We start from the raw sequence: 18,752 nt of genomic DNA, 5'->3' as shown, positions 1-18,752 counted from the left end.
ACTTTTTGCCTGAATATTTTAATGATAAATATTTGAATGGTATGATAAGGCGTTAATATACAGTTGTTTAATAGGTGAATGAACGAATAGTCAGAAATTATATAAAGAGGGTTTGAAAATGAGATTAGTCAAACGTTTGACTAATTCGGAGGAAATACCTAACTTTGCCGCCGAAACGAAACAGGTAAAAAGAGTATAGAAAATGAGAGAAGGAGCAGAGTTTAGAGAACTCATGTTGCAGATTGTTCGTACCCGTATGGCTTTCCGCCGGTCTATGCAACGGACATTGAGAAAAAATAATGCGGGTATTACGTTTGAGATGCTTCAGGTATTAAGTAGTTTATGGCATGAGCAGGGAATTAGTCAGCAGATATTGGCGGAACGCATTGCAAAAGATAAGGCATGTCTCACCAATTTGATGAATAATCTGGAAAAGAAAGGGTATGTTCATCGGAAAGAAGATCTTGCCGACCGTCGTAATAAACTGGTGTTCCTGACTCCCGAAGGGGAAGAATTTAAAGAACAGATTCGTCCGATTCTCGATCAGGTTTATGTATATGCAGAAAAAATTGTTGGTATAGAGAGCATTGAAACTATGTTGTCTGAATTAAAGAGTGTATGCGATGTACTTGAAAATGTATAAGAAGTATGGGGCGGTTTTATCTAGCCTGTTTTTGGCTGCTCAATCCATAAATGCACAAACAGATTCTTTGTTTCTCACTATCGATCAGCTTTTTGAACGGGGGGTACAGCATAGTCTGCAACTTCAGGCGGATGTAATGAAAGAATCTATGGCGCAGGAGCGGATACGGACCGCACGGTTTGCACAGTTACCGGAACTGCAGATCGGACTGAAAGGGGGATTTGTAGGGCAGCCTGTTGTTTGGGAACGGGGATTATCCGATCCTTCATATCCGGAAGCACCGGACTGGTCACAAAATTATGCGATTGATCTGGCACAGCCTCTCTATCAGGGTGGTAAAATCCGAAGTGCTATTCATAAAGCGGATATAGAAAAACAAGTTGCCGAACTACAAACGTTGACTGATGAGGCGGAAATAAAGTTACGGTTACTCAATCAGTATATGAACTTGTTTAGTCTGTTTAAGCAGCATGAGATACTGACACGGAATATTGAAGAGTCGGAACTCCGGTTACGCGATATCCGGCGAATGAAAAAAGAGGGGCTGATTACCAATAATGATGTATTGCGGAGCGAAATGCAGCTGACTAATGACCGACTGTCTTTGGAGGAAGCGGAAAATAGCATTGCGCTTGTATCGCAGCAACTCAATATCTTGTTGGGGCAGGATGAGAACTTGTTATTACAACCGGATACAACCATTCTCTATCAGGCAGTTGCTTTGCAGTCCTATGATGACTATATTGTTCAGGCGTATGAAAATGATCCGGCGATGAGGCTGCTTCGCGCACAGACAGAATTGGCAAGGAATGAAATCCGTTCTGCCCAATCCTTATCTCTTCCCAGTGTGTCGCTATATGCATCGAATACATTGGCACGTCCCGTTTCACGTACATTGGCGGATATGTATAACAATAACTGGAATGTGGGAGTATCGGTTTCCTATCCTTTATCTTCACTGTACAAGAACAATCATAAAGTAAAAGAGAGCAAACTGATGGTGTCTTTGCGGAAGAATGAAGAAGAACAGAAAATGCAGGGAATCCGCATGGATGTACGTTCGGCATTTTTACGCCACAGGGAAGCGTTGCAGAGGGTAGAGGCTCTAAAACTGTCTGTCCGGCAAGCGGAAGAAAATTACCGTATTATGCAGAATCGTTATCTGAATCAACTGGCTATCCTGACTGATTTACTTGATGCGAATTCCGTCCGTTTGAATGTGGAATTGCAGTTGGTCACTGCACGCACTCGTGTGATTTATACTTATTATCAACTTCAGAAGGCTTGTGGACGTCTTTAATAAACAGAACAGATATGGCAATTGAATGGAAAGAAAAACAGAAGAAACTGAAAAAAGTAAGAGTTCGTAATATCGTTTTAAATTTAGTATGTGTCTGTTTGGCTGTCTCCGGACTTTGGTGGACTGCTAATTACTTCTGGCGTTATGTGAATTACGAAGTGACTAATGATGCTTTTGTAGATCAATATGTAGCTCCTTTGAATGTCCGGGCTTCGGGTTATATCAAGGAGGTTCGTTTTAAGGAACATCAATATGTCCATCAGGGAGATACTCTGCTGGTGCTTGACAATCGTGAATATCAGATTAAGGTAAAGGAAGCGGAAGCTGCATTGTTGGATGCACATGGCTCGCAGGATGTTCTTCATTCGGGTATTGAAACTTCCCATACGAATATTGCCGTACAGGATGCCAACATCGCTGAAGCGAAAGCGAAACTCTGGCAATTGGAACAGGATTATCATCGTTTTGAACGTTTGTTGAAAGAAGAATCTGTTCCGGAACAACAGTATGAGCAAGCGAAAGCTGCTTATGAGATAGCAAAGGCACGTTATCAGGCATTAGTTGCACAGAAACAGGCGGCATTATCACAATATGCGGAGACAAGTAAGAAAACAACCGGTACGGAGGCTGCCATTTTGCGTAAAGAAGCAGACCTGGATTTGGCTAAGCTGAATCTGTCTTATACGGTTCTCACTGCCCCTTATGATGGATATATGGGTAGGCGTACGCTTGAACCCGGTCAATATGTGCAGACCGGACAGACTATTTCTTATTTGGTGCGTAACAAGGACAAGTGGATTACCGCTAATTATAAAGAAACGCAGATTGCTAATATCTATATTGGCCAGCAGGTGCGTATTAAAGTAGACGCAGTGCCCGGAAAGATTTTTCACGGGGAAGTCACTGCAATTTCCGAGGCAACCGGGTCTAAATATTCCTTGGTTCCTACAGATAATTCTGCCGGCAATTTTGTAAAGGTGCAGCAGCGAATCCCTGTGCGTATCGACTTGGAAGATGTTTCTCCGGAAGAAATGGCACAGTTGAGAGCCGGGATGATGGTGGAAACAGAAGCTTTACGCAAATGATTACCATGAAGGAATTGGAGGCACCTGTTCGTCAATGGGTGCCCGATTGGCTTGGGCTTATCAGCATTTTCATCGTGATTCTTCCGGTCACTATGCTCAATGGCTCGTATACAGGCAGTATGCTGGAAGTGTCGAACACGCTGGGTACTAATTCGGAAGATATTACGATGGGGTATTACGCTGCTTCGGCAGGTATGGCTATCGCATACCCGATTATTCCTAAGGTGTTGGCAGCCTTTTCCGTGAAATCTCTGTTATTGATTGATTTGGTACTGCAATTCTTCTTGAGTTGGGTTTGTGCACGTACGCAAAACGCAGATATTTTGATTGTCTGTAGTTTTGCTGTCGGTTTCTTGAAAGGGTTTCTTATGTTGTGGTTTATTCGTTATGCCCAGAAGATTTTCAGTCCGAAGAATGTGCGTAGCGAGTTCTATTCTTATTTTTATCCGTTGGTTTACGGTGGGGGACAAGCTTCAATGCTGGTAACGGCTTTACTGGCGTATCATTATAACTGGAAGTATATGTACTACTTTATGATGGTATTGATCTTGATTTCCATTCTGTTTGTTATCATCTGTTTCCGGCATAACCGTCCCATAAAAGCTGTCGCATGGTCTGATTTGCATATCCGTGAGATGTTTGTTATTTCAGCCGGGTTGCTGATGTTGATGTACGTTATCAATTATGGCAAAGTGCTCAATTGGATGGCTTCCGGCAAGATCTGTGCCTATATCATCATAGCACCTATGCTGATTGCACTGTTCATCTGGTATCAGAGCCGTTCGGAGAATCCTTATGTAAGTCTGGCTCCTTTATTCCAACCCAAAGCAATTGTGGGCTATTTTTATATGATGCTCGTGATGTTTTTCAGTACATCAACCACTTTGCTGACTAACTATCTGACTGTTATTCTGAAAGTAGATACTACGCATACCTATTCTCTTTATATTTATTTGCTTCCGGGATATGTAGTCGGTGCCTTTATTTGTTTTTGGTGGTTTCGCTGGCAACGGTGGCGTTTCCGTTTTCTGATAGCGGGAGGAATGAGTTGCTTTGTGATTTTCTTTGCCATTTTGTATTTTGGCATTTCTCCGGATAGTACGTATGAGATGCTCTACCTGCCTATCTTCTTTCGTGGTTTGGGTATGTTGACTTTGATTATTGCTTTTGCCCTGTTTGCCGTGGAAGACTTGAATCCGAAATACTTATTGTCGAATGCTTTCTTCCTGATTATTTTCCGTTCCGTGTTGGCACCTATCATGGCGACTTCTTTTTATAGTAATGTACTGTACCGACTGCAACAAAAATATATGTATTCTTTGTCGGAGACTATAACAGCTGCTGATCCATTGTCGTCAGCACGCTATAGCCAGTCGCTGAACAATGCGATGACACAGGGACATCCGTATGATGAGGCTGCGCAGTTGGCAACCAACTCCTTATATAATACGCTACAACAACAAAGCCTGTTGCTGGCACTGAAAGAGATTCTGGGTTATTTGTTGGTTATATCTGTTGTCATAGCTGTGATTTCTCGTTTTATTCCTTTCCATAAAACAATCCGCGTTACGTTTAAGAAAACAGGCGATGATATGGTATAACAAAAAAAGAGTTGCTATCCCGTTCAACTTATTATTGAGTGGAGGATAGCAACTCTATCATTGTTTACAAGGTTACCCCTGTTTTAAAGATAGCAATTTCGCGATAGCCTTTCTTTTCGTTGTTTACGAATTCACCGCTTGCCACTTTGATGATATAATCAATGAAGCGTTCACAAGTCTTTTCCATCGGTTCGTTTTCTACGATCACACCGGCGTTGAAGTCAATCCATCCCGGTTTGTTTTTAGCCAGGGTTGAATTGGTGGAAATCTTCATGGTCGGAACAAAAGTGCCGAAAGGAGTACCGCGTCCGGTGGTGAAAAGTACCATGTGACATCCACTTGCTGCAAGAGTAGTGGCTGCAACCAGGTCATTGCCCGGAGCAGAAAGCAGGTTGAGTCCTTTTTTCTGTAAACGTTCGCCGTAAGGCATTACGCCGGATACATAACTCTTTCCACATTTCTGGGTACATCCCAGTGCTTTTTCTTCCAGAGTAGAGATACCACCGGCTTTGTTGCCCGGAGAAGGATTTTCACCTACAGGCTCTCCATGTGACAGGAAGTATTCTTTGAAGTCATTAATCAGATAGACAGTCTGTTCAAACAGCTCTTCGTTTTTACAACGGTTCATCAGGATCGTTTCTGCGCCGAACATTTCCGGAACTTCAGTCAATACGCTTGTACCTCCCTGTGCAATCAGGAAATCGGAGAACATGCCCAACAATGGGTTGGCCGTAATGCCGGAGAAACCGTCAGAACCACCGCATTTCAATCCCACACGAAGTTCGGACAAAGGTACATCGGTACGTTCGTCTTTAGAGGCTTTTGCATATAAATCACGCAGGATTTCCATTCCTTCTTCATATTCGTCACCTACCTTTTGGGTAACCATAAATTTGACGCGGTCTTCATCGAACTCGCCCAGGAATTCACGGAATATATCCGGCTGGTTATTCTCACATCCCAAGCCTACTACCAATACAGCGCCTGCATTGGGATGGAGCACCATGTCACGAAGAATCTTTTTCGTATTCTCGTGGTCGTCACCAAGTTGCGAGCAACCGTAGTTGTGTGGGAAAGCGACGATGGCGTCCACTCCCTTACCTTCGGTTTCGCGACGCAGCCCCTCGGCTAGTTGTCCGATGATACCGTTTACGCAACCTACAGTCGGGATAATCCATATCTCGTTTCTTACACCTACATCACCGTTTTTGCGACGGTAACCTTTGAAAGTAAGATCTTTATGAGGAATATCTAAAGAAACCTGAATCGGGTTGTACGTGTAATCCAACAATCCGGCAAGGTTGGTTTTGATGTTCGTTTCGTTCATCCAGTCACCCTGTTTCTTTGCCATTCGTGCATGTCCGATCGGGTAACCGTACTTGATTACATTTTCACCTTCCGCAAAATTCTTTAGTGCGAATTTATGTCCGGCAGGAATATCCTCGTTCAATGTAATCTCAATGCCATCTATAGAAAGATGCTCTCCTGCCGGGAGGTTAACAATGGCAACGGCAACGTTGTCGGCAGGATTAATTCTTAAATACTTTGTTTCCATGTAATGTACTTGTAAAGTTGTACTTTGTTGTTATTTGCTATGGTAATAGTCTATTGTCTCTACTGTTAACAGATCAATGGGCATATAGTTGATACGAGTCACTTCTTTCTTGAAAATAAGATGATCGCATAGAGCTTTAATGCCATTGGCTCCTTGCAGTTCCGGCTGCTGGGCGATGAGGAAGGAGATACTTCCTTTTTTCAGGCAGGTGACATTCCGTTCCAGAAGGTCATAGCCTATCAGATTGAAGTCTTTCTTTCCACGGCTTTGCAGGTACTCGCCAACGATGTAGGCTTTAGAGTTGAAAGTGATTCCGTTCTTAACCATCGGATAAGTGCGGAAGAATTCGTCCAGCATCTCGTTATCTTCGTCGTTGCGTTCGGCATGCAAGTCAAGTTCCAGTATAGTACAAGACGGATGATGTTCTTTCATGTACTGCCTAAAACCGATTTCTCTGTTCTCCTGCTGATTAGATCCTACAATTCCTTCATGTATTTTGCGGAAAATCACAATTTCCTTTTCCTCCCGTGCCAGTAACATCATCATTCGAGCAGCGAAATATCCGCTTTGACGTGAGTTCTGACCAAAGAAGGCGAGGGGAGGAACCTCTTTAATATTGGAGTCTATATATATATAAGGTATATCCAGTGCCTGCAACTGATCGGTGAATCCTTTCGTATATTGCGGAGCGGTAGGAGCTACCATCACTCCGTCCGGCTGCAGGGCCAGGATGGCTTCGCTGGCGTTGACGAATGAATGATAATCGTATGGATCGTAATAGTTGATTTTCACCGAAGTATTGAAATCCGAATAGGTCGCGATAGCTTCATGAATACCGATTTCTACAGCCGTCCAGTATTCGCCTTCCAGATGCTCCGGCAAAAGGCAGATAAACGTATACTTCTTGTTGGAAGCCAGAGCGCTGGCGTACATATTGGGCTGGTAGTCAAGCTGCTTCAGAATTTCTTCTACGCGTTTCTTACTGGCCTCCGATACTCCGCTACGTCCGTGAATAACGCGGTCTACTGTTCCCACTGATACATCTGCTAGACGGGCGATGTCTTTGATTCTGATCCTTTCGGGCAATTTATTCATACGATAACCTTTATTTATATAGGTTTTTGTGCTCGCACACAATAATAATCTTAATATTTTCGATACAAATATATAACAATTTTTGTAATTACGAAAATTGTTGTATCTTTGTGCCCGTACACGAAAGGTATGTGATGTTAGTTATCTTATAGATTAACGGTCATATAATCAATGTGTTAACCCCTAAAATAGGGCTGAAATGATAAATTGAAAGTTCATAATATTAATAACTTAGAATTTAAAACATAAGATTATGGGAAAGAAAGTCGTTACATTAGGCGAAATCATGCTTAGATTATCAACTCCGGGTAATACTCGTTTTGTTCAATCTGATTCTTTTGATGTAGTATATGGTGGTGGTGAAGCTAACGTTGCAGTAAGCTGTGCCAACTACGGACATGACGCTTATTTCGTAACCAAATTACCGAAACACGAAATTGGACAGTCTGCTGTTAACGCATTGCGTAAATATGGCGTAAAGACAGACTTTATTGCTCGTGGTGGCGACCGTGTAGGTATCTACTACTTGGAAACAGGTGCTTCTATGCGTCCTAGCAAGGTTATTTATGACCGTGCTCACTCTGCTATTGCTGAAGCTGACGCTGCTGATTTCGACTTTGATGCAATCATGGAAGGTGCTGACTGGTTCCACTGGTCTGGTATCACTCCGGCTATTTCTGACAAGGCTGCCGAGTTGACTCGTCTGGCTTGTGAAGCTGCAAAACGTCACGGTGTAACTGTTTCTGTTGACTTGAATTTCCGTAAGAAACTGTGGACTAAAGAAAAAGCACAGTCTATCATGAAACCGTTGATGCAGTTTGTAGACGTATGTATCGGTAACGAAGAAGATGCAGAACTTTGTCTGGGCTTCAAACCGGATGCTGACGTTGAAGCTGGTCACACAGATGCTGAAGGTTACAAAGGTATCTTCCAGCAAATGATGAAAGAATTCGGATTCAAATATGTAGTTTCTACTTTGCGCGAATCTTTCTCTGCTACTCACAACGGCTGGAAAGCTATGATCTACAACGGTGAAGAATTCTATACTTCAAAACGTTATGATATCGATCCGATCATCGACCGTGTAGGTGGTGGTGACTCTTTCTCCGGTGGTATTATCCATGGTTTGATGACTAAACCTAATCAGGGTGCTGCTCTTGAATTTGCAGTTGCTGCATCTGCTTTGAAACATACTATCAATGGTGACTTCAACCTTGTTTCTGTAGAAGAAGTAGAAGCATTGGCTGGTGGTGACGCAAGCGGTCGCGTACAGAGATAAATAGGTAATAGAGAGTTGAAAGTTTATAAAGTCAATTCATTTTAAAATAGTAAATAATAAGATGGCAAAATTCGATAAAATAGCCGTATTAAATAAGATCGGCTCTACAGGAATGGTTCCTGTATTCTATCACAAAGACGCAGAAGTTGCAAAGAAAGTAGTAAAGGCTTGTTATGACGGTGGTGTTCGTGCTTTCGAATTCACAAACCGTGGTGACTTTGCACAGGAAGTATTTGCTGAAATCGTTAAGTTCGCAGCAAAAGAATGTCCTGAAATGGCAATTGGTATCGGTTCTATCGTTGATCCGGCTACTGCTGCTATGTACTTGCAACTGGGCGCTAACTTCGTAGTAGGTCCGTTGTTCAATCCTGAAATAGCTAAGGTATGTAACCGTCGTTCGGTTGCTTACACTCCGGGATGCGGTTCTGTATCGGAAGTTGGTTTTGCACAGGAAGTAGGTTGCGATCTTTGCAAAGTATTCCCGGGTGATGTTTATGGAACTAACTTTGTAAAAGGCTTGATGGCTCCGATGCCATGGTCTAAGCTGATGGTAACAGGTGGGGTAGAACCTACTAAGGAAAACCTGACTGCATGGATCAAAGCCGGTGTATTCTGTGTAGGTATGGGCTCTAAACTGTTCCCGAATGATAAGGTGGCAGCAGAAGACTGGGCTTATGTAACTGCCAAATGTAAAGAAGCTCTCGGTTATATTGCCGAAGCTCGTAAATAAGATTAGAGAGCGAAAGCTTATCTATAATAAAAAGAGGTTGATGCGACAGCCTCTTTTAAAATATGCCTCGAGGGTTAGTTAGTTTAGTTAGTATATGAGGCATATTTTCATTTTGTTTAAAGGTGTTTAAAGGGGATAGGCCATCGGAATGAGTGACTCATTTCGGTGGCTTGTTTTTTTATTTCCTTTTTATATGCTGCCGATGTTCGAATATATAAATAGGCAGGAATATTAATAAGAAGCATAGAACACTGATGAGGAGCAGATAACGGTTGTAGAGATACTCTCCCTCTTGGGGAGGAGCACTTAACAAGCATCTTAAGCAATCGCAGTCCATATTCTGACTATCATGCTGGCAAAACAAAAAGCAGAAAGTAAAGAGGACGATGCCTAATAACAGGCAGATGATTAGTAGATTTCTGCGATAATGTGCATGTCTTTTGTCGGGTTTTGATAAAGAAGAAACCATGTTTTGTTCTGATAGTTATCAATGTAAAATGAAAGAAATAAAGGGCAGACAATGCCTGAATAGGATTGTCCTGCCCGATACTATTGATTATTGGTAGGAAATATACTTATTAATGGTTATTCCGGAACATAAATAATCTCACCGTTATCCAGTTCGTAGGCTATCCCCACTTTTCTTCCTCTTTTTCCTGAATCCTCCTCTTTCTGACCGGAAGGCTTGTAAGTATTGATCTTCTTTCCTTCCTTGGAGATGATTTCCATATTTTCCTTACCAGGGTTCTTCACGATGGTGAAATCTTCCTGTCCGAAAACTTCCGTCATATTCATGTGCATCACCATTGCTACCATCAATGCCACGGCAAATACCATCGCCACGTCGAACAGGTTTACTACTACACTTAGCGGGTCGGTATCCTCTTCTTTGAGGAATTTGCTGACTCTTCTATTTCTTTTCATTATTGGGTTCTCCGGTTGTTTCGTTTAATACTCTTGATACATAATCGAGGTTGTTGACATCTTTGGCATACCAACGTTGTTTGAACTGCATGGATATCAATCCTACAGCACTAATAACCAGACCTACAACAGTCGTTGCAAATACTACCTGCATATTATATGCCATTCCGGAGATGTCTCCTGTAGAAAGTCCAACAAGTGCCGGACTCATGGAAATCAATGTTCCTATCAATCCGAGAACCGGACCTATCTTAGCCAACATTTTAGAAAGAGACACATCTTTCTCTGCTTCATTCTCGAATTTTGTTATCAGGAAGTCTGAGTAATCTGCACTGGCCGGATGGTAGAGAAGATCGCGGAGATAACCCATATATAGTGAATTGTCTTTGTCGGGTAAAGCTGCTTTCAGATCGTCTATCCGTGCATCTTTAATGAGTTGGTCCAGTGCTTTGTCATTTTTACGTTTGGTCATGTACATGTTGTAGGTGCCTCCGATCAAAATAAGTGAGCGAACGAACAGGCACAGCAAAATAATGATATCGGGTATAAGTAAACTGTTTGCTACCCAGAATAATAATTTAGAAATGAGTTCCATATATATATTTTATTGATTGATTTTACTTCTTTTTTTTAATTCTCTACGTTGTAATAAAGGCCATTTCAGCTTGTTCCAGGCGAATCCGATAAGAAACAGGACAACGAACAGACCGATGGACAAGATAATAGCTTTCCAGTTGAGCGCCTCTTCGGTGGCAGCATAGGTCGTTTTCCCATTGACAGTGGTCAGTAGTCCGAGGATACAGATGAATAAGCTGACAAGGAAATGAACTTCTAACCGGAGATCGTCTTCGGGTACAAGATACTTCATCAGCCGGCTTAATAATGGGATGGCGATAACCACTATCCCTGCAAGTGACCAGGCTGTCACTGAAAAGTCTACGCCAGGTAACCGGAAGATAGCTTCTGTGAGATAGTAGAATAATACGGGGAAGAGCAACAAGCTGGGATACCAGCGAAGTAATTCCGCCCACCATAAATTCTTCTTACCATAAAGTCCGCGCAGGAAAGCCACGCAATAGCCGAAGCAGAGTGCTGACTCAAGCGTTATGATAATAGCCATGTTTTGCAATGCTTCCGTGTTCTGCAGATAATCAGCAATCTGTGTCTTTGACTGGAGAATAGCATACTGCCAGGTGCCGGTCACAAAAAGACCGGCAATCAGGCTGTATATTACGGTTTGCCAAAGTTTCCAGAAACTGAGTTTGAAACTGCAGTTAATCACGATAAACAGCATTAATATGTGAATGATTAACTCCATATTACATTACTTTTTCCGTTTCTTTTTAAGTATTAGCAGCATGACAACAAATGCTACCAGAACAATACCTGCGATAAGGCCTCCATTCAAAGAGTTTTGCTCTTCCTGTGCTCCTTGTACGGCATCGCTCGATTGTTTCTTCAATACCATGCCTCCTTTGGTTGCTTCTCCGTCCAGGGTGGCTTGTTTCATTTGTTTCAGTTCTTTGTTGTAGTTGGCTGCGGTTTGCGCATCTACTTGAGAGGCGATGAACTGCTGTAATTTGGCATTGTCTCCGGTAAATCCGCTACCCGAAGGACCGAACTGTCTGACAAGGTCTGTATGCAACTTGGCAATATTGGAGAGTTGTTCCGGAGAAGCTTTCCAATATCCTTTGCGGGCAGTTTCCATCATCACGGCAGTCACTTCCTGTAAAGCTGCGGGATTTTGTTTTTCAAAGAAGTCTTTTACATTCAGTTTGTATTCGTCTTTGACATATACATCATATATGTTATCCCAAAGTTCCTTGTCGATAGCAGTAGGTTTCATCACATTCCAGCCATACGTATTCGTTACAGTCTGGGCAACTTCGCTTGCAGCAGAAGAACCGCCTTTCATTTTCTCTTTGATATAGGTAGGATTCAGAATCGTTGTACGGCTTTCTACACCGACTGCTTCTTTAAGTTCCTGCATTTTCATGTTGTTGCGGTTCCGGTAGTCGCTAAGATAAGCGTCCGGGTCTTTACCGGTAACATTGCGTACGGCAAGATTCATACCTCCCATAAATTCATATACGTGGTCGAGGCTCAATGCTCCCCAAGTGTTACTTTGGCGGGGCTGAACGACAACATCAGTACTGTTTAATGCTGCTTCAAAGGCAAATTTCTGAAAGACTTCCCAGTGTTTTTCGTCACCGTAGAAGGCTCCCATATTGTTGAGATAAGTATCTGCAATTTCCGATTCACTTTCCCAGCGGTCGCCGGATTCCACCATTCCTTGAATTCCTGTACCATACATGCCATTAGCACCTCCGAATACTCGGAAAGAAGCCATTTCGCGGGCATCTTTCGGACTGACACCTTTTTCGGTCAACACTCTTTCAGCTTCTACCACACTGGCGGCTACCTGATTTTCAAACTTGTCGTCTTTCGCTGCCGCAGCCATTTCTACTGCACGGTTAATCAGGAAGAGGCGGGAAGCGGCGATATCACGGAGTTGTCCGGAAGTCTGAACTACTACGTCGATACGTGGACGTCCCAGTTCGGCTGAAGGAATCAGTTTTAGATCACTGACACGGCCGAATGCGTCACGAACAGGTTCTACTCCCAGCATATACAGTACTTGAGCAATAGTAGCCCCACCGGTTTCTATAAATTCGGAAGACCAGAGAGTATAACTCACTTTACGTGGGATTGAATCATTGTGACGTTGCTTGTAAGTATCAATCGTTTGTTTGGCTAAAGCGATACCTTTTTCCCAAGCGGATTCTGTAGGAGTTGCTTCAGCATTGATAGCATACATATTACGTCCGGTTGGTAAAGCATTCGGATTAGCAATCGGATCACCTCCGGGAGTAGGAGCGGTGTATCCACCTTTCAATGCATTCATCAAACTGCTTAACTCTTCTTCGGGACTTGTCAGAAGTGCGTTCTTGTAGTTGCCTACATTCTTGATTGTACGCTCTACTTCAGCGATGGCAAGTGCCAGTTCGATTTCTTCTTTACTGTATTCTTTCGGAGCTTTTCCCATAGCGGCCATCATGGCAGCCATACCTTGAGGCTTTTCTTTATTAGCTTTCATTCCGGCTTCCATTTTCTTCAATGCTTCCGGACTTGCTCCCATAGACTTAGCCATTTCCATTGCTTTTTCAGGATCCATGTTGGCGCCCATTTTCTTCATGGCCTCTTTCATGCTTTCGGGCATTTGACCATGAGGAGAACCCTCTTTGGAGACAGATGCCGGATGTCCTTTACCTGCTTTCTTTTCGTCGGATTGTTCACTCTTTGCCGATGCAGCCATCATCATTGCCATCATACCTTTCGGAGCATTGCGGTCTGCCTCTATTTGACGAGCCTTGGCTAGTTCCTGTGCGGTGATACCGGCCGTACGACAAATCAGTTCATCTGTGGCTAGTGCAGGATTAGCGAGCAACTTTTCTACCAGATGGCGAGCAGGAGTCAAGTACTGTTGTGTAAAGAGGCTGCGGTGCTTGCTAACGGCATCTGTCGCTTTACCACGTTGCTTGTCAAGAGCCAGCAGACTGTATGCGATAGGTTCTGTAGCCATTGCATAGACGGAAGAAGTGATCCGTTCCGCTTCATAAGGAACTCCCATTGTGTAGAGTTGTCCGGTGATTTTCTCGGTAGCCAGTTCTTCTGCGAAGTTTTCTACACGGGCGATTTCATCTTCCGTATATGGTTTGTTGGCAATGCTATCCAAACCTAAATCACGGTGAATTCCCATTTTCACAGTCAGTGTTTTGACAGCTAATGATGCCTGATCTTTATTCTCTTTGTGAGAGTTATTGTAAATCTTGATTTTTTCCATCAGCTCCCGATAAATACCACGCACACTGCTTTCAAGGAAAGGAGGAGTGAGGTACGACTGTATGGTGGCATACGAACGGCGTTTAGCCATCATTCCTTCACCAACATTACCAATGGAGTAGATATAGAAGTGCGGAACTGCTCCAACCAGGCGATCCGGCCAGTCGTTGCTGCACAATGCCACTTGTTTTCTGGGAGTAAATTCAAGACTTCCATGTGTACCGAAATGGATCAGTGCGTCAGCCTTGAAACCATGTTGCATCCACAGATAGGAAGCAATATAAGTATGAGGAGGAGCCATATTAGTGCCATGAATCACTTGGAAGGAGTTGTCTCCGCTTCCGGCAGCATTTTGTGGCATTAAGACTACATTCCCGAATTGCAGACGGGCAATACCCAATTTACCGTCGTTAGTCGCCATATAGTTGCCGGGGAATTCGCCGAAAGCATCCACCACTTCCTGATATTTTTCAGGGCGGAGTGATTCTTTCACCCAACTTTCATATTGATCTTTGGTGATAAGTTCGGGATGTCCTTTTTGCATAAAGTCATTAAAGGCTCCCTCTGCGTAAGAGTTGAACACAGCGCCTTGAGCCTGTATCATTTTACCCAGTTCTTCAGCATTTGCAGGCAGACCGGATATGTTGTATCCTTCCTGTTTCATGCGGACCAGAAGATTGTATAGGGAAGGAACCACCTCCATACCGGCAGCGGTCAATGCATTTTGCCCCGGACCTTTATAATAGTAGATAGCTACCTTCTTCTCGTTGTTCGGCTTAGTATTCAGATTCAAATAATTGTTGATTGTGGATACGAAAGTCTTCAAGCGTTCGGGTACTGCATACGAATGGCGCAATCCTTCTTCATCCTCATATTGTGCAAAGAGAGCGAAAGGACGGATGGCACCGTCGATTTCCGGAGTCACGATACTTTGTGACATAAATCCTCCTGCCATTCCCATCGGATCTTTCTCCCATTCGTCTACCAGACTGTTGATGGTGAGCGGAGCAAACAAGAGGATATTCTTAGCTTTCAGATAATCCACCATTTTGTCTCCCATGCGTCCGTGTGCCATGTTGATGATTGCGTCTGGCTGCACTTCGTCAATAAATGACATGAATTTCGTCATTGACTGAACCGGATAAACATTGTAACCTTCTTTTTCAAGAGCCTCAATAAGTCCGGTGGCATCAGCCATTTGTCCGGTTATCATGATTTTACGTGCTCCTTCTTTATAAAGACGGTTGTCCTTCATGAATTTCTCATAATCTGCCACGGTGAGGAACTCCAGTTCATCATCCGGGTTGGTGAGTCCGGCGTGATAGAGCATGTCACTGGGTCTTTCTGCCGGGTCTTCCACTTCCGGTATGGAAGAGATTTTACCGTCAATAGCTTTACGGATATAATTCAGCATATTCCGGTAGTTGGTTTTTCCTCCGTTGGTCAGATAACCTCGTATCAGATTCTGTTGTACGCTGTCCAGATTACAAATGTTGTTGGCCGGGTTGGTAGCCATGGAAGTATATACAGGAATACCTTTGTCGGCAGCCTGTTGTATCTGTTGACGTTGTTCCTCGACGATACGCAGACCCATTCCGTTGATGAATACCATGTCGTAACCGGTCAGACGGTCGAGGTTGTCGAGCGATACTTCACTGAGTTTGATGGATGAATTGTCGTTGGCTTTCGATATACTTCCCTGCTGTATGGTCTGGAAGTTGATGAAAGCAATCTTTGTAGGACTGAACCAGGTATTCCATACGGACATCCCTATCAGAGCTGCAGCAACGATGCATACACCTAAGATGATTTTACTTTTCTTTTTCATTTCTCTTATTTTTAGCTTTGTATGTAGTTTTATCTTTTCTATTTTCTAAAGAACCTGTCTACGTCTAATGCAAGTCCGATGGAGAAGTTGGTTCCCCGGGTATAAGGAGAGTTTGCGTCATAATAGCTTGGAACATAATTAAATATGTTGTTGACGGCCATATTCAGGCTGACTCCTTTCCAGATCCCTTGTGTCAACGTCAGGTTCCACATCGTATATCCCGGATAAGTCACTCCGGTAGTCCCTTCATCCGGATTATTGCCCACATATTTATTGGTTTCTACTTTGGATAACGCACGTCCGTTCAGGGAAAGATTGAATTGATAATTATCCCATGATTTGCCGTATTCGATACGTGCGGTCGCTGAATGTGGGCGGGTACTGGAGAATTTCATTTGTCCGTCGCGCATAAACTCGTGGAGGTATCCGTAAGAAACACGTATTCCCAGACCACAAGGATATTTGGCGGAGGCGTTGATATCTACACCGGCGATGTCTACTTTCTCTGTATTGATATATAGCTGTGCCCATCTTCCGTCAGTGTCGCGGAATGAAGTCAGGTCGATCCGGTCATTGACAAGGTTGTAATATCCCGAAACGGTAAAATTGTAACGGTTCTTGGTATATTCCGCCGAGAGCGAGAAGTTATGGCTCGTCTCCGATTTCAGGTCGGGATTACCATAAATCATCATGGCATTTGCCATGTCGAAGTTCATATACATTTCTTTGAGGGTAGGAGAGCGGAATCCCTGTGAGTATGAACCACGGAGGGAGCAGTTGGCTATTTTGTACATCAGCCCGATGTGCGGAGATATATGACGTACGTTAGATTGTGAGAAATAGTCGAAACGTACCCCGCTGATTACGTTGAAATGTTCGGTCGGGTTCCAGTCGAATTGTCCGAATGCATCTGTCGAGTGCATGGTATAACTTCCATTGTTGGTGAATTGATAAGACAATAGATAGTCACGCATATAATCTCCTCCTACGGTCAGAATGTTTTTATCGTTGAAGGTGTAATTGTAGAGTGCGCGTACGCTATGTTGCACATTGCTGTAATCGCGGACATCGTATTTGTATGAGGTCAGATAATCACTTTTGTCATATTGGTCGAATGTATAGGCAACTTCCAGATTACTCATGATGTTGAAATCATAGTTGGCTTTCAGACCTCCGCTGAAATCACGATAACGGTCTTTGCTGTCTCCGGTCTTATCCCGTTCGCGGAAATAATAACCTCCGCGTGCAGTCAGTTTCAACTGTTCAATCGGTCTGTAAACAAGACGTTCTTTCACATTCCATGTGCGGTTTCCGAAGATGGTTGTCACATCTCCTTCCGGTACGTCGTAAGAATCGGACATTGTGTGTTGCACATTCGTCTGGCTGTTGAATTTACCGGCTTTGAAACTGAAAGTTCCGCCATATCGTTGATCGTTATGTTCACCGAAGCGACTGTTTACATTTAAATTCCATGGGTCCTCGGAATCACGGGTGATGATGTTGATTACGCCACCTACTGCACTGGAACCATAGAGAGTAGAGGCAGCCCCTTTTACAATTTCTACCCGTTCCACGTTGTCGAGGTTCAATCGGTTGTAGTCGACGTTGTTTAAAGTTTCCCCTGCCAGACGTTCGCCATCTACCAGGAAGAGTACAGAGTTTCCTCCGAATCCCTGCATATTGATTGAAACCTGCTGATCCATTGAATAGGAAAATTCAATGCCCGGCAGTTCCGATTGTAATAATTGTCCTACGTTGGTTGCATCTACCTTCTTAATATCGTCTGCTGTGATTACACGAGTGATGATAGGAGCATCTTTCAGTAATTTGGGAGTACGTGTACCTGTGACAACCACTGTCCCCAGGTCAAACTGATCTTCCGATAAGCGGAAACTTAGTCTTTTCTCTTTCCCTACAGTCAGTCTTTTTTCTTGTGGTTGATAGCCTACATACGAGGCGGTGATGAGGTATGTACCGGTTCCGGGGAGTTGTAATGTATATGTGCCGTCGACGGATGTGACGGTTCCGGTTCCTTTACCTTTGATGGAAATCGTTGCACCGGGGAGAGGTTCCCCTTCTGTATCAGTTACACGTCCGCTGATGTGATAAGTTGAGTGTTGTGCTAATGTGGTGCAAGTTGCTATAAATGAAAAAAGCAATAATGAGATTATAAATGTAGGTTTCATTCTTGTTGATTAGTTTCATTGTTGTTGTCCTCGAACTCAAGCGGATACTGGAAATCGAAGTCAATATATCCTTTTAGACCTCTGGCATTCATGTAGTTGGTAAAACGGATCGCTGCGTATGTATTGTCTTTCAAACGTATCAAAAAAACTTGGTTTGACATGGTGTATACCGGAGGCATTGTTGCGGTATTAACGTCCAGCCAACTGGAAAGAACAGCATTACGGTAAGACTCTGTGTAGATAATGTTTCCGTCCATCATGCCCGACATGTCAATGGCTATTTTATCGGTTGTCCATTCATCTTCTACAAAATCTTCCGCTTTAGGCAGTTTACCTGTTGCTTTAAACTCGTCGATACTTGTGTAAGTTGTTTTGTAGGCAGCACCCTCGTTGGTTTTTATATCATAACGATGAATAGCGAAATCCCACTTATCAGGAATTTGACTCTCATATTCCTCTCCGATTTTAACGGTGGTAACTGTACGTTCCGAAAGGTTAATGTAGGCCCATTCTGTATATTCAACAGTCTTGACTTGTGAAAAGCTATTCTCCTTGATTTCCATCTCCGTTTCGATGGGGGCATCATAAATATTTTCAAATATTCCATTACAAGCAGAGAGCGACATTGCCGCTCCCAGTACTATAGTATATTTGAAAATAGCGTTCCTGCTTCTTTTCATTGC

General features: G+C 43.3%; 14 protein-coding genes. 6 read left to right on the top strand and 8 right to left on the bottom strand.

Features of this window, described 5'->3' with window-relative positions:
• Positions 1 to 202: 202 nt before the first annotated feature.
• The 4 genes from NQ505_RS21775 to NQ505_RS21760 are packed head-to-tail and all read left to right on the top strand — an operon-like array spanning position 203 to position 4,629.
• Positions 203 to 643: a MarR family winged helix-turn-helix transcriptional regulator gene (locus NQ505_RS21775; RefSeq protein ID WP_004300160.1), complete on the top strand. Its 441-nt coding sequence runs from the start codon at positions 203 to 205 to the stop codon at positions 641 to 643.
• Positions 624 to 1,943, top strand: a complete 1,320-nt coding sequence (locus tag NQ505_RS21770) for a TolC family protein (protein WP_008999676.1) — start codon at positions 624 to 626, stop codon at positions 1,941 to 1,943. The genes NQ505_RS21775 and NQ505_RS21770 overlap by 20 nt, the downstream gene beginning before the upstream one ends.
• A 14-nt stretch (positions 1,944 to 1,957) precedes the next feature.
• Positions 1,958 to 3,028 (top strand): HlyD family secretion protein, encoded by a 1,071-nt coding sequence (locus NQ505_RS21765; protein WP_008999677.1) that lies wholly within the window; start codon positions 1,958 to 1,960, stop codon positions 3,026 to 3,028.
• Entirely contained in the window at positions 3,025 to 4,629 is a 1,605-nt protein-coding gene (locus tag NQ505_RS21760) for an MFS transporter (protein WP_008999678.1), read from the top strand. The genes NQ505_RS21765 and NQ505_RS21760 overlap by 4 nt, the downstream gene beginning before the upstream one ends.
• Before the next feature lie 64 nt (positions 4,630 to 4,693).
• On the opposite strand, the gene NQ505_RS21755 is transcribed toward NQ505_RS21760, so the two are convergent.
• Together NQ505_RS21755 and NQ505_RS21750 are read right to left on the bottom strand one after the other, a co-directional pair.
• Positions 4,694 to 6,184, bottom strand: a complete 1,491-nt coding sequence (locus tag NQ505_RS21755; protein ID WP_008999679.1) for a UxaA family hydrolase — start codon at positions 6,182 to 6,184, stop codon at positions 4,694 to 4,696.
• Between the two features lie 30 nt (positions 6,185 to 6,214).
• The gene (locus tag NQ505_RS21750) at positions 6,215 to 7,279 is read right to left on the bottom strand and encodes a LacI family DNA-binding transcriptional regulator (RefSeq protein WP_008999680.1); all 1,065 of its coding nucleotides are present in this window, start codon (positions 7,277 to 7,279) and stop codon (positions 6,215 to 6,217) included.
• A 253-nt stretch (positions 7,280 to 7,532) separates the two neighbouring features.
• Here NQ505_RS21750 and NQ505_RS21745 point away from each other — a divergent pair, with 253 nt between their 5' ends.
• Complete coding sequence (locus NQ505_RS21745) at positions 7,533 to 8,558, top strand: sugar kinase (RefSeq protein ID WP_007752090.1); 1,026 nt, start codon at positions 7,533 to 7,535, stop codon at positions 8,556 to 8,558.
• 61 nt (positions 8,559 to 8,619) lie between these two features.
• Positions 8,620 to 9,288: a bifunctional 4-hydroxy-2-oxoglutarate aldolase/2-dehydro-3-deoxy-phosphogluconate aldolase gene (locus tag NQ505_RS21740; protein ID WP_008999681.1), complete on the top strand. Its 669-nt coding sequence runs from the start codon at positions 8,620 to 8,622 to the stop codon at positions 9,286 to 9,288.
• 585 nt (positions 9,289 to 9,873) lie between these two features.
• On the opposite strand, the gene NQ505_RS21735 is transcribed toward NQ505_RS21740, so the two are convergent.
• Genes NQ505_RS21735 through NQ505_RS21710 form a run of 6 tightly spaced genes read right to left on the bottom strand, consistent with a single transcriptional unit; the run spans position 9,874 to position 18,749 of the window.
• On the bottom strand, positions 9,874 to 10,212 hold the full coding sequence (locus tag NQ505_RS21735) for a DUF2149 domain-containing protein (RefSeq protein ID WP_004300151.1): 339 nt from the start codon (positions 10,210 to 10,212) through the stop codon (positions 9,874 to 9,876).
• Entirely contained in the window at positions 10,199 to 10,807 is a 609-nt protein-coding gene (locus NQ505_RS21730) for a MotA/TolQ/ExbB proton channel family protein (protein WP_007761763.1), read from the bottom strand. The genes NQ505_RS21735 and NQ505_RS21730 overlap by 14 nt, the downstream gene beginning before the upstream one ends.
• Before the next feature lie 9 nt (positions 10,808 to 10,816).
• A complete protein-coding gene (locus NQ505_RS21725; protein ID WP_008999682.1) occupies positions 10,817 to 11,530 on the bottom strand; it encodes a hypothetical protein in 714 nt (237 codons plus the stop codon).
• A gap of 6 nt (positions 11,531 to 11,536) precedes the next feature.
• On the bottom strand, positions 11,537 to 15,883 hold the full coding sequence (locus tag NQ505_RS21720; protein ID WP_008999683.1) for a cobaltochelatase subunit CobN: 4,347 nt from the start codon (positions 15,881 to 15,883) through the stop codon (positions 11,537 to 11,539).
• A gap of 38 nt (positions 15,884 to 15,921) precedes the next feature.
• A complete protein-coding gene (locus NQ505_RS21715) occupies positions 15,922 to 18,069 on the bottom strand; it encodes a TonB-dependent receptor (RefSeq protein ID WP_008999684.1) in 2,148 nt (715 codons plus the stop codon).
• Positions 18,066 to 18,749 carry an HmuY family protein gene (locus NQ505_RS21710; protein ID WP_008999685.1) on the bottom strand — a complete coding sequence of 228 codons (684 nt, stop codon included), beginning with the start codon at positions 18,747 to 18,749 and terminating at the stop codon, positions 18,066 to 18,068. Before NQ505_RS21710 ends, NQ505_RS21715 begins: the two co-directional genes overlap by 4 nt.
• Between the last annotated feature and the right edge of the window lie 3 nt (positions 18,750 to 18,752).

The sequence above is a fragment of the Bacteroides sp. D2 genome, assembly GCF_025147085.1.
Taxonomy (GTDB): Bacteria; Bacteroidota; Bacteroidia; order Bacteroidales; family Bacteroidaceae; genus Bacteroides.
The sequence above is the reverse complement of the archived record's forward strand: the minus strand, read 5'-3'. Positions and strand labels throughout refer to the sequence as shown.

Coding starts and splice junctions, on each gene's coding strand:
- NQ505_RS21715 (WP_008999684.1), bottom strand. CDS start 18,069: ATGAAACCTACATTTATAATCTCATTATTGCTTTTTTCATTTATAGCA.
- NQ505_RS21720 (WP_008999683.1), bottom strand. CDS start 15,883: ATGAAAAAGAAAAGTAAAATCATCTTAGGTGTATGCATCGTTGCTGCA.
- NQ505_RS21750 (WP_008999680.1), bottom strand. CDS start 7,279: ATGAATAAATTGCCCGAAAGGATCAGAATCAAAGACATCGCCCGTCTA.
- NQ505_RS21760 (WP_008999678.1), top strand. CDS start 3,025: ATGATTACCATGAAGGAATTGGAGGCACCTGTTCGTCAATGGGTGCCC.
- NQ505_RS21745 (WP_007752090.1), top strand. CDS start 7,533: ATGGGAAAGAAAGTCGTTACATTAGGCGAAATCATGCTTAGATTATCA.
- NQ505_RS21755 (WP_008999679.1), bottom strand. CDS start 6,184: ATGGAAACAAAGTATTTAAGAATTAATCCTGCCGACAACGTTGCCGTT.
- NQ505_RS21735 (WP_004300151.1), bottom strand. CDS start 10,212: ATGAAAAGAAATAGAAGAGTCAGCAAATTCCTCAAAGAAGAGGATACC.
- NQ505_RS21765 (WP_008999677.1), top strand. CDS start 1,958: ATGGCAATTGAATGGAAAGAAAAACAGAAGAAACTGAAAAAAGTAAGA.
- NQ505_RS21710 (WP_008999685.1), bottom strand. CDS start 18,749: ATGAAAAGAAGCAGGAACGCTATTTTCAAATATACTATAGTACTGGGA.
- NQ505_RS21770 (WP_008999676.1), top strand. CDS start 624: ATGTACTTGAAAATGTATAAGAAGTATGGGGCGGTTTTATCTAGCCTG.
- NQ505_RS21775 (WP_004300160.1), top strand. CDS start 203: ATGAGAGAAGGAGCAGAGTTTAGAGAACTCATGTTGCAGATTGTTCGT.
- NQ505_RS21730 (WP_007761763.1), bottom strand. CDS start 10,807: ATGGAACTCATTTCTAAATTATTATTCTGGGTAGCAAACAGTTTACTT.
- NQ505_RS21740 (WP_008999681.1), top strand. CDS start 8,620: ATGGCAAAATTCGATAAAATAGCCGTATTAAATAAGATCGGCTCTACA.
- NQ505_RS21725 (WP_008999682.1), bottom strand. CDS start 11,530: ATGGAGTTAATCATTCACATATTAATGCTGTTTATCGTGATTAACTGC.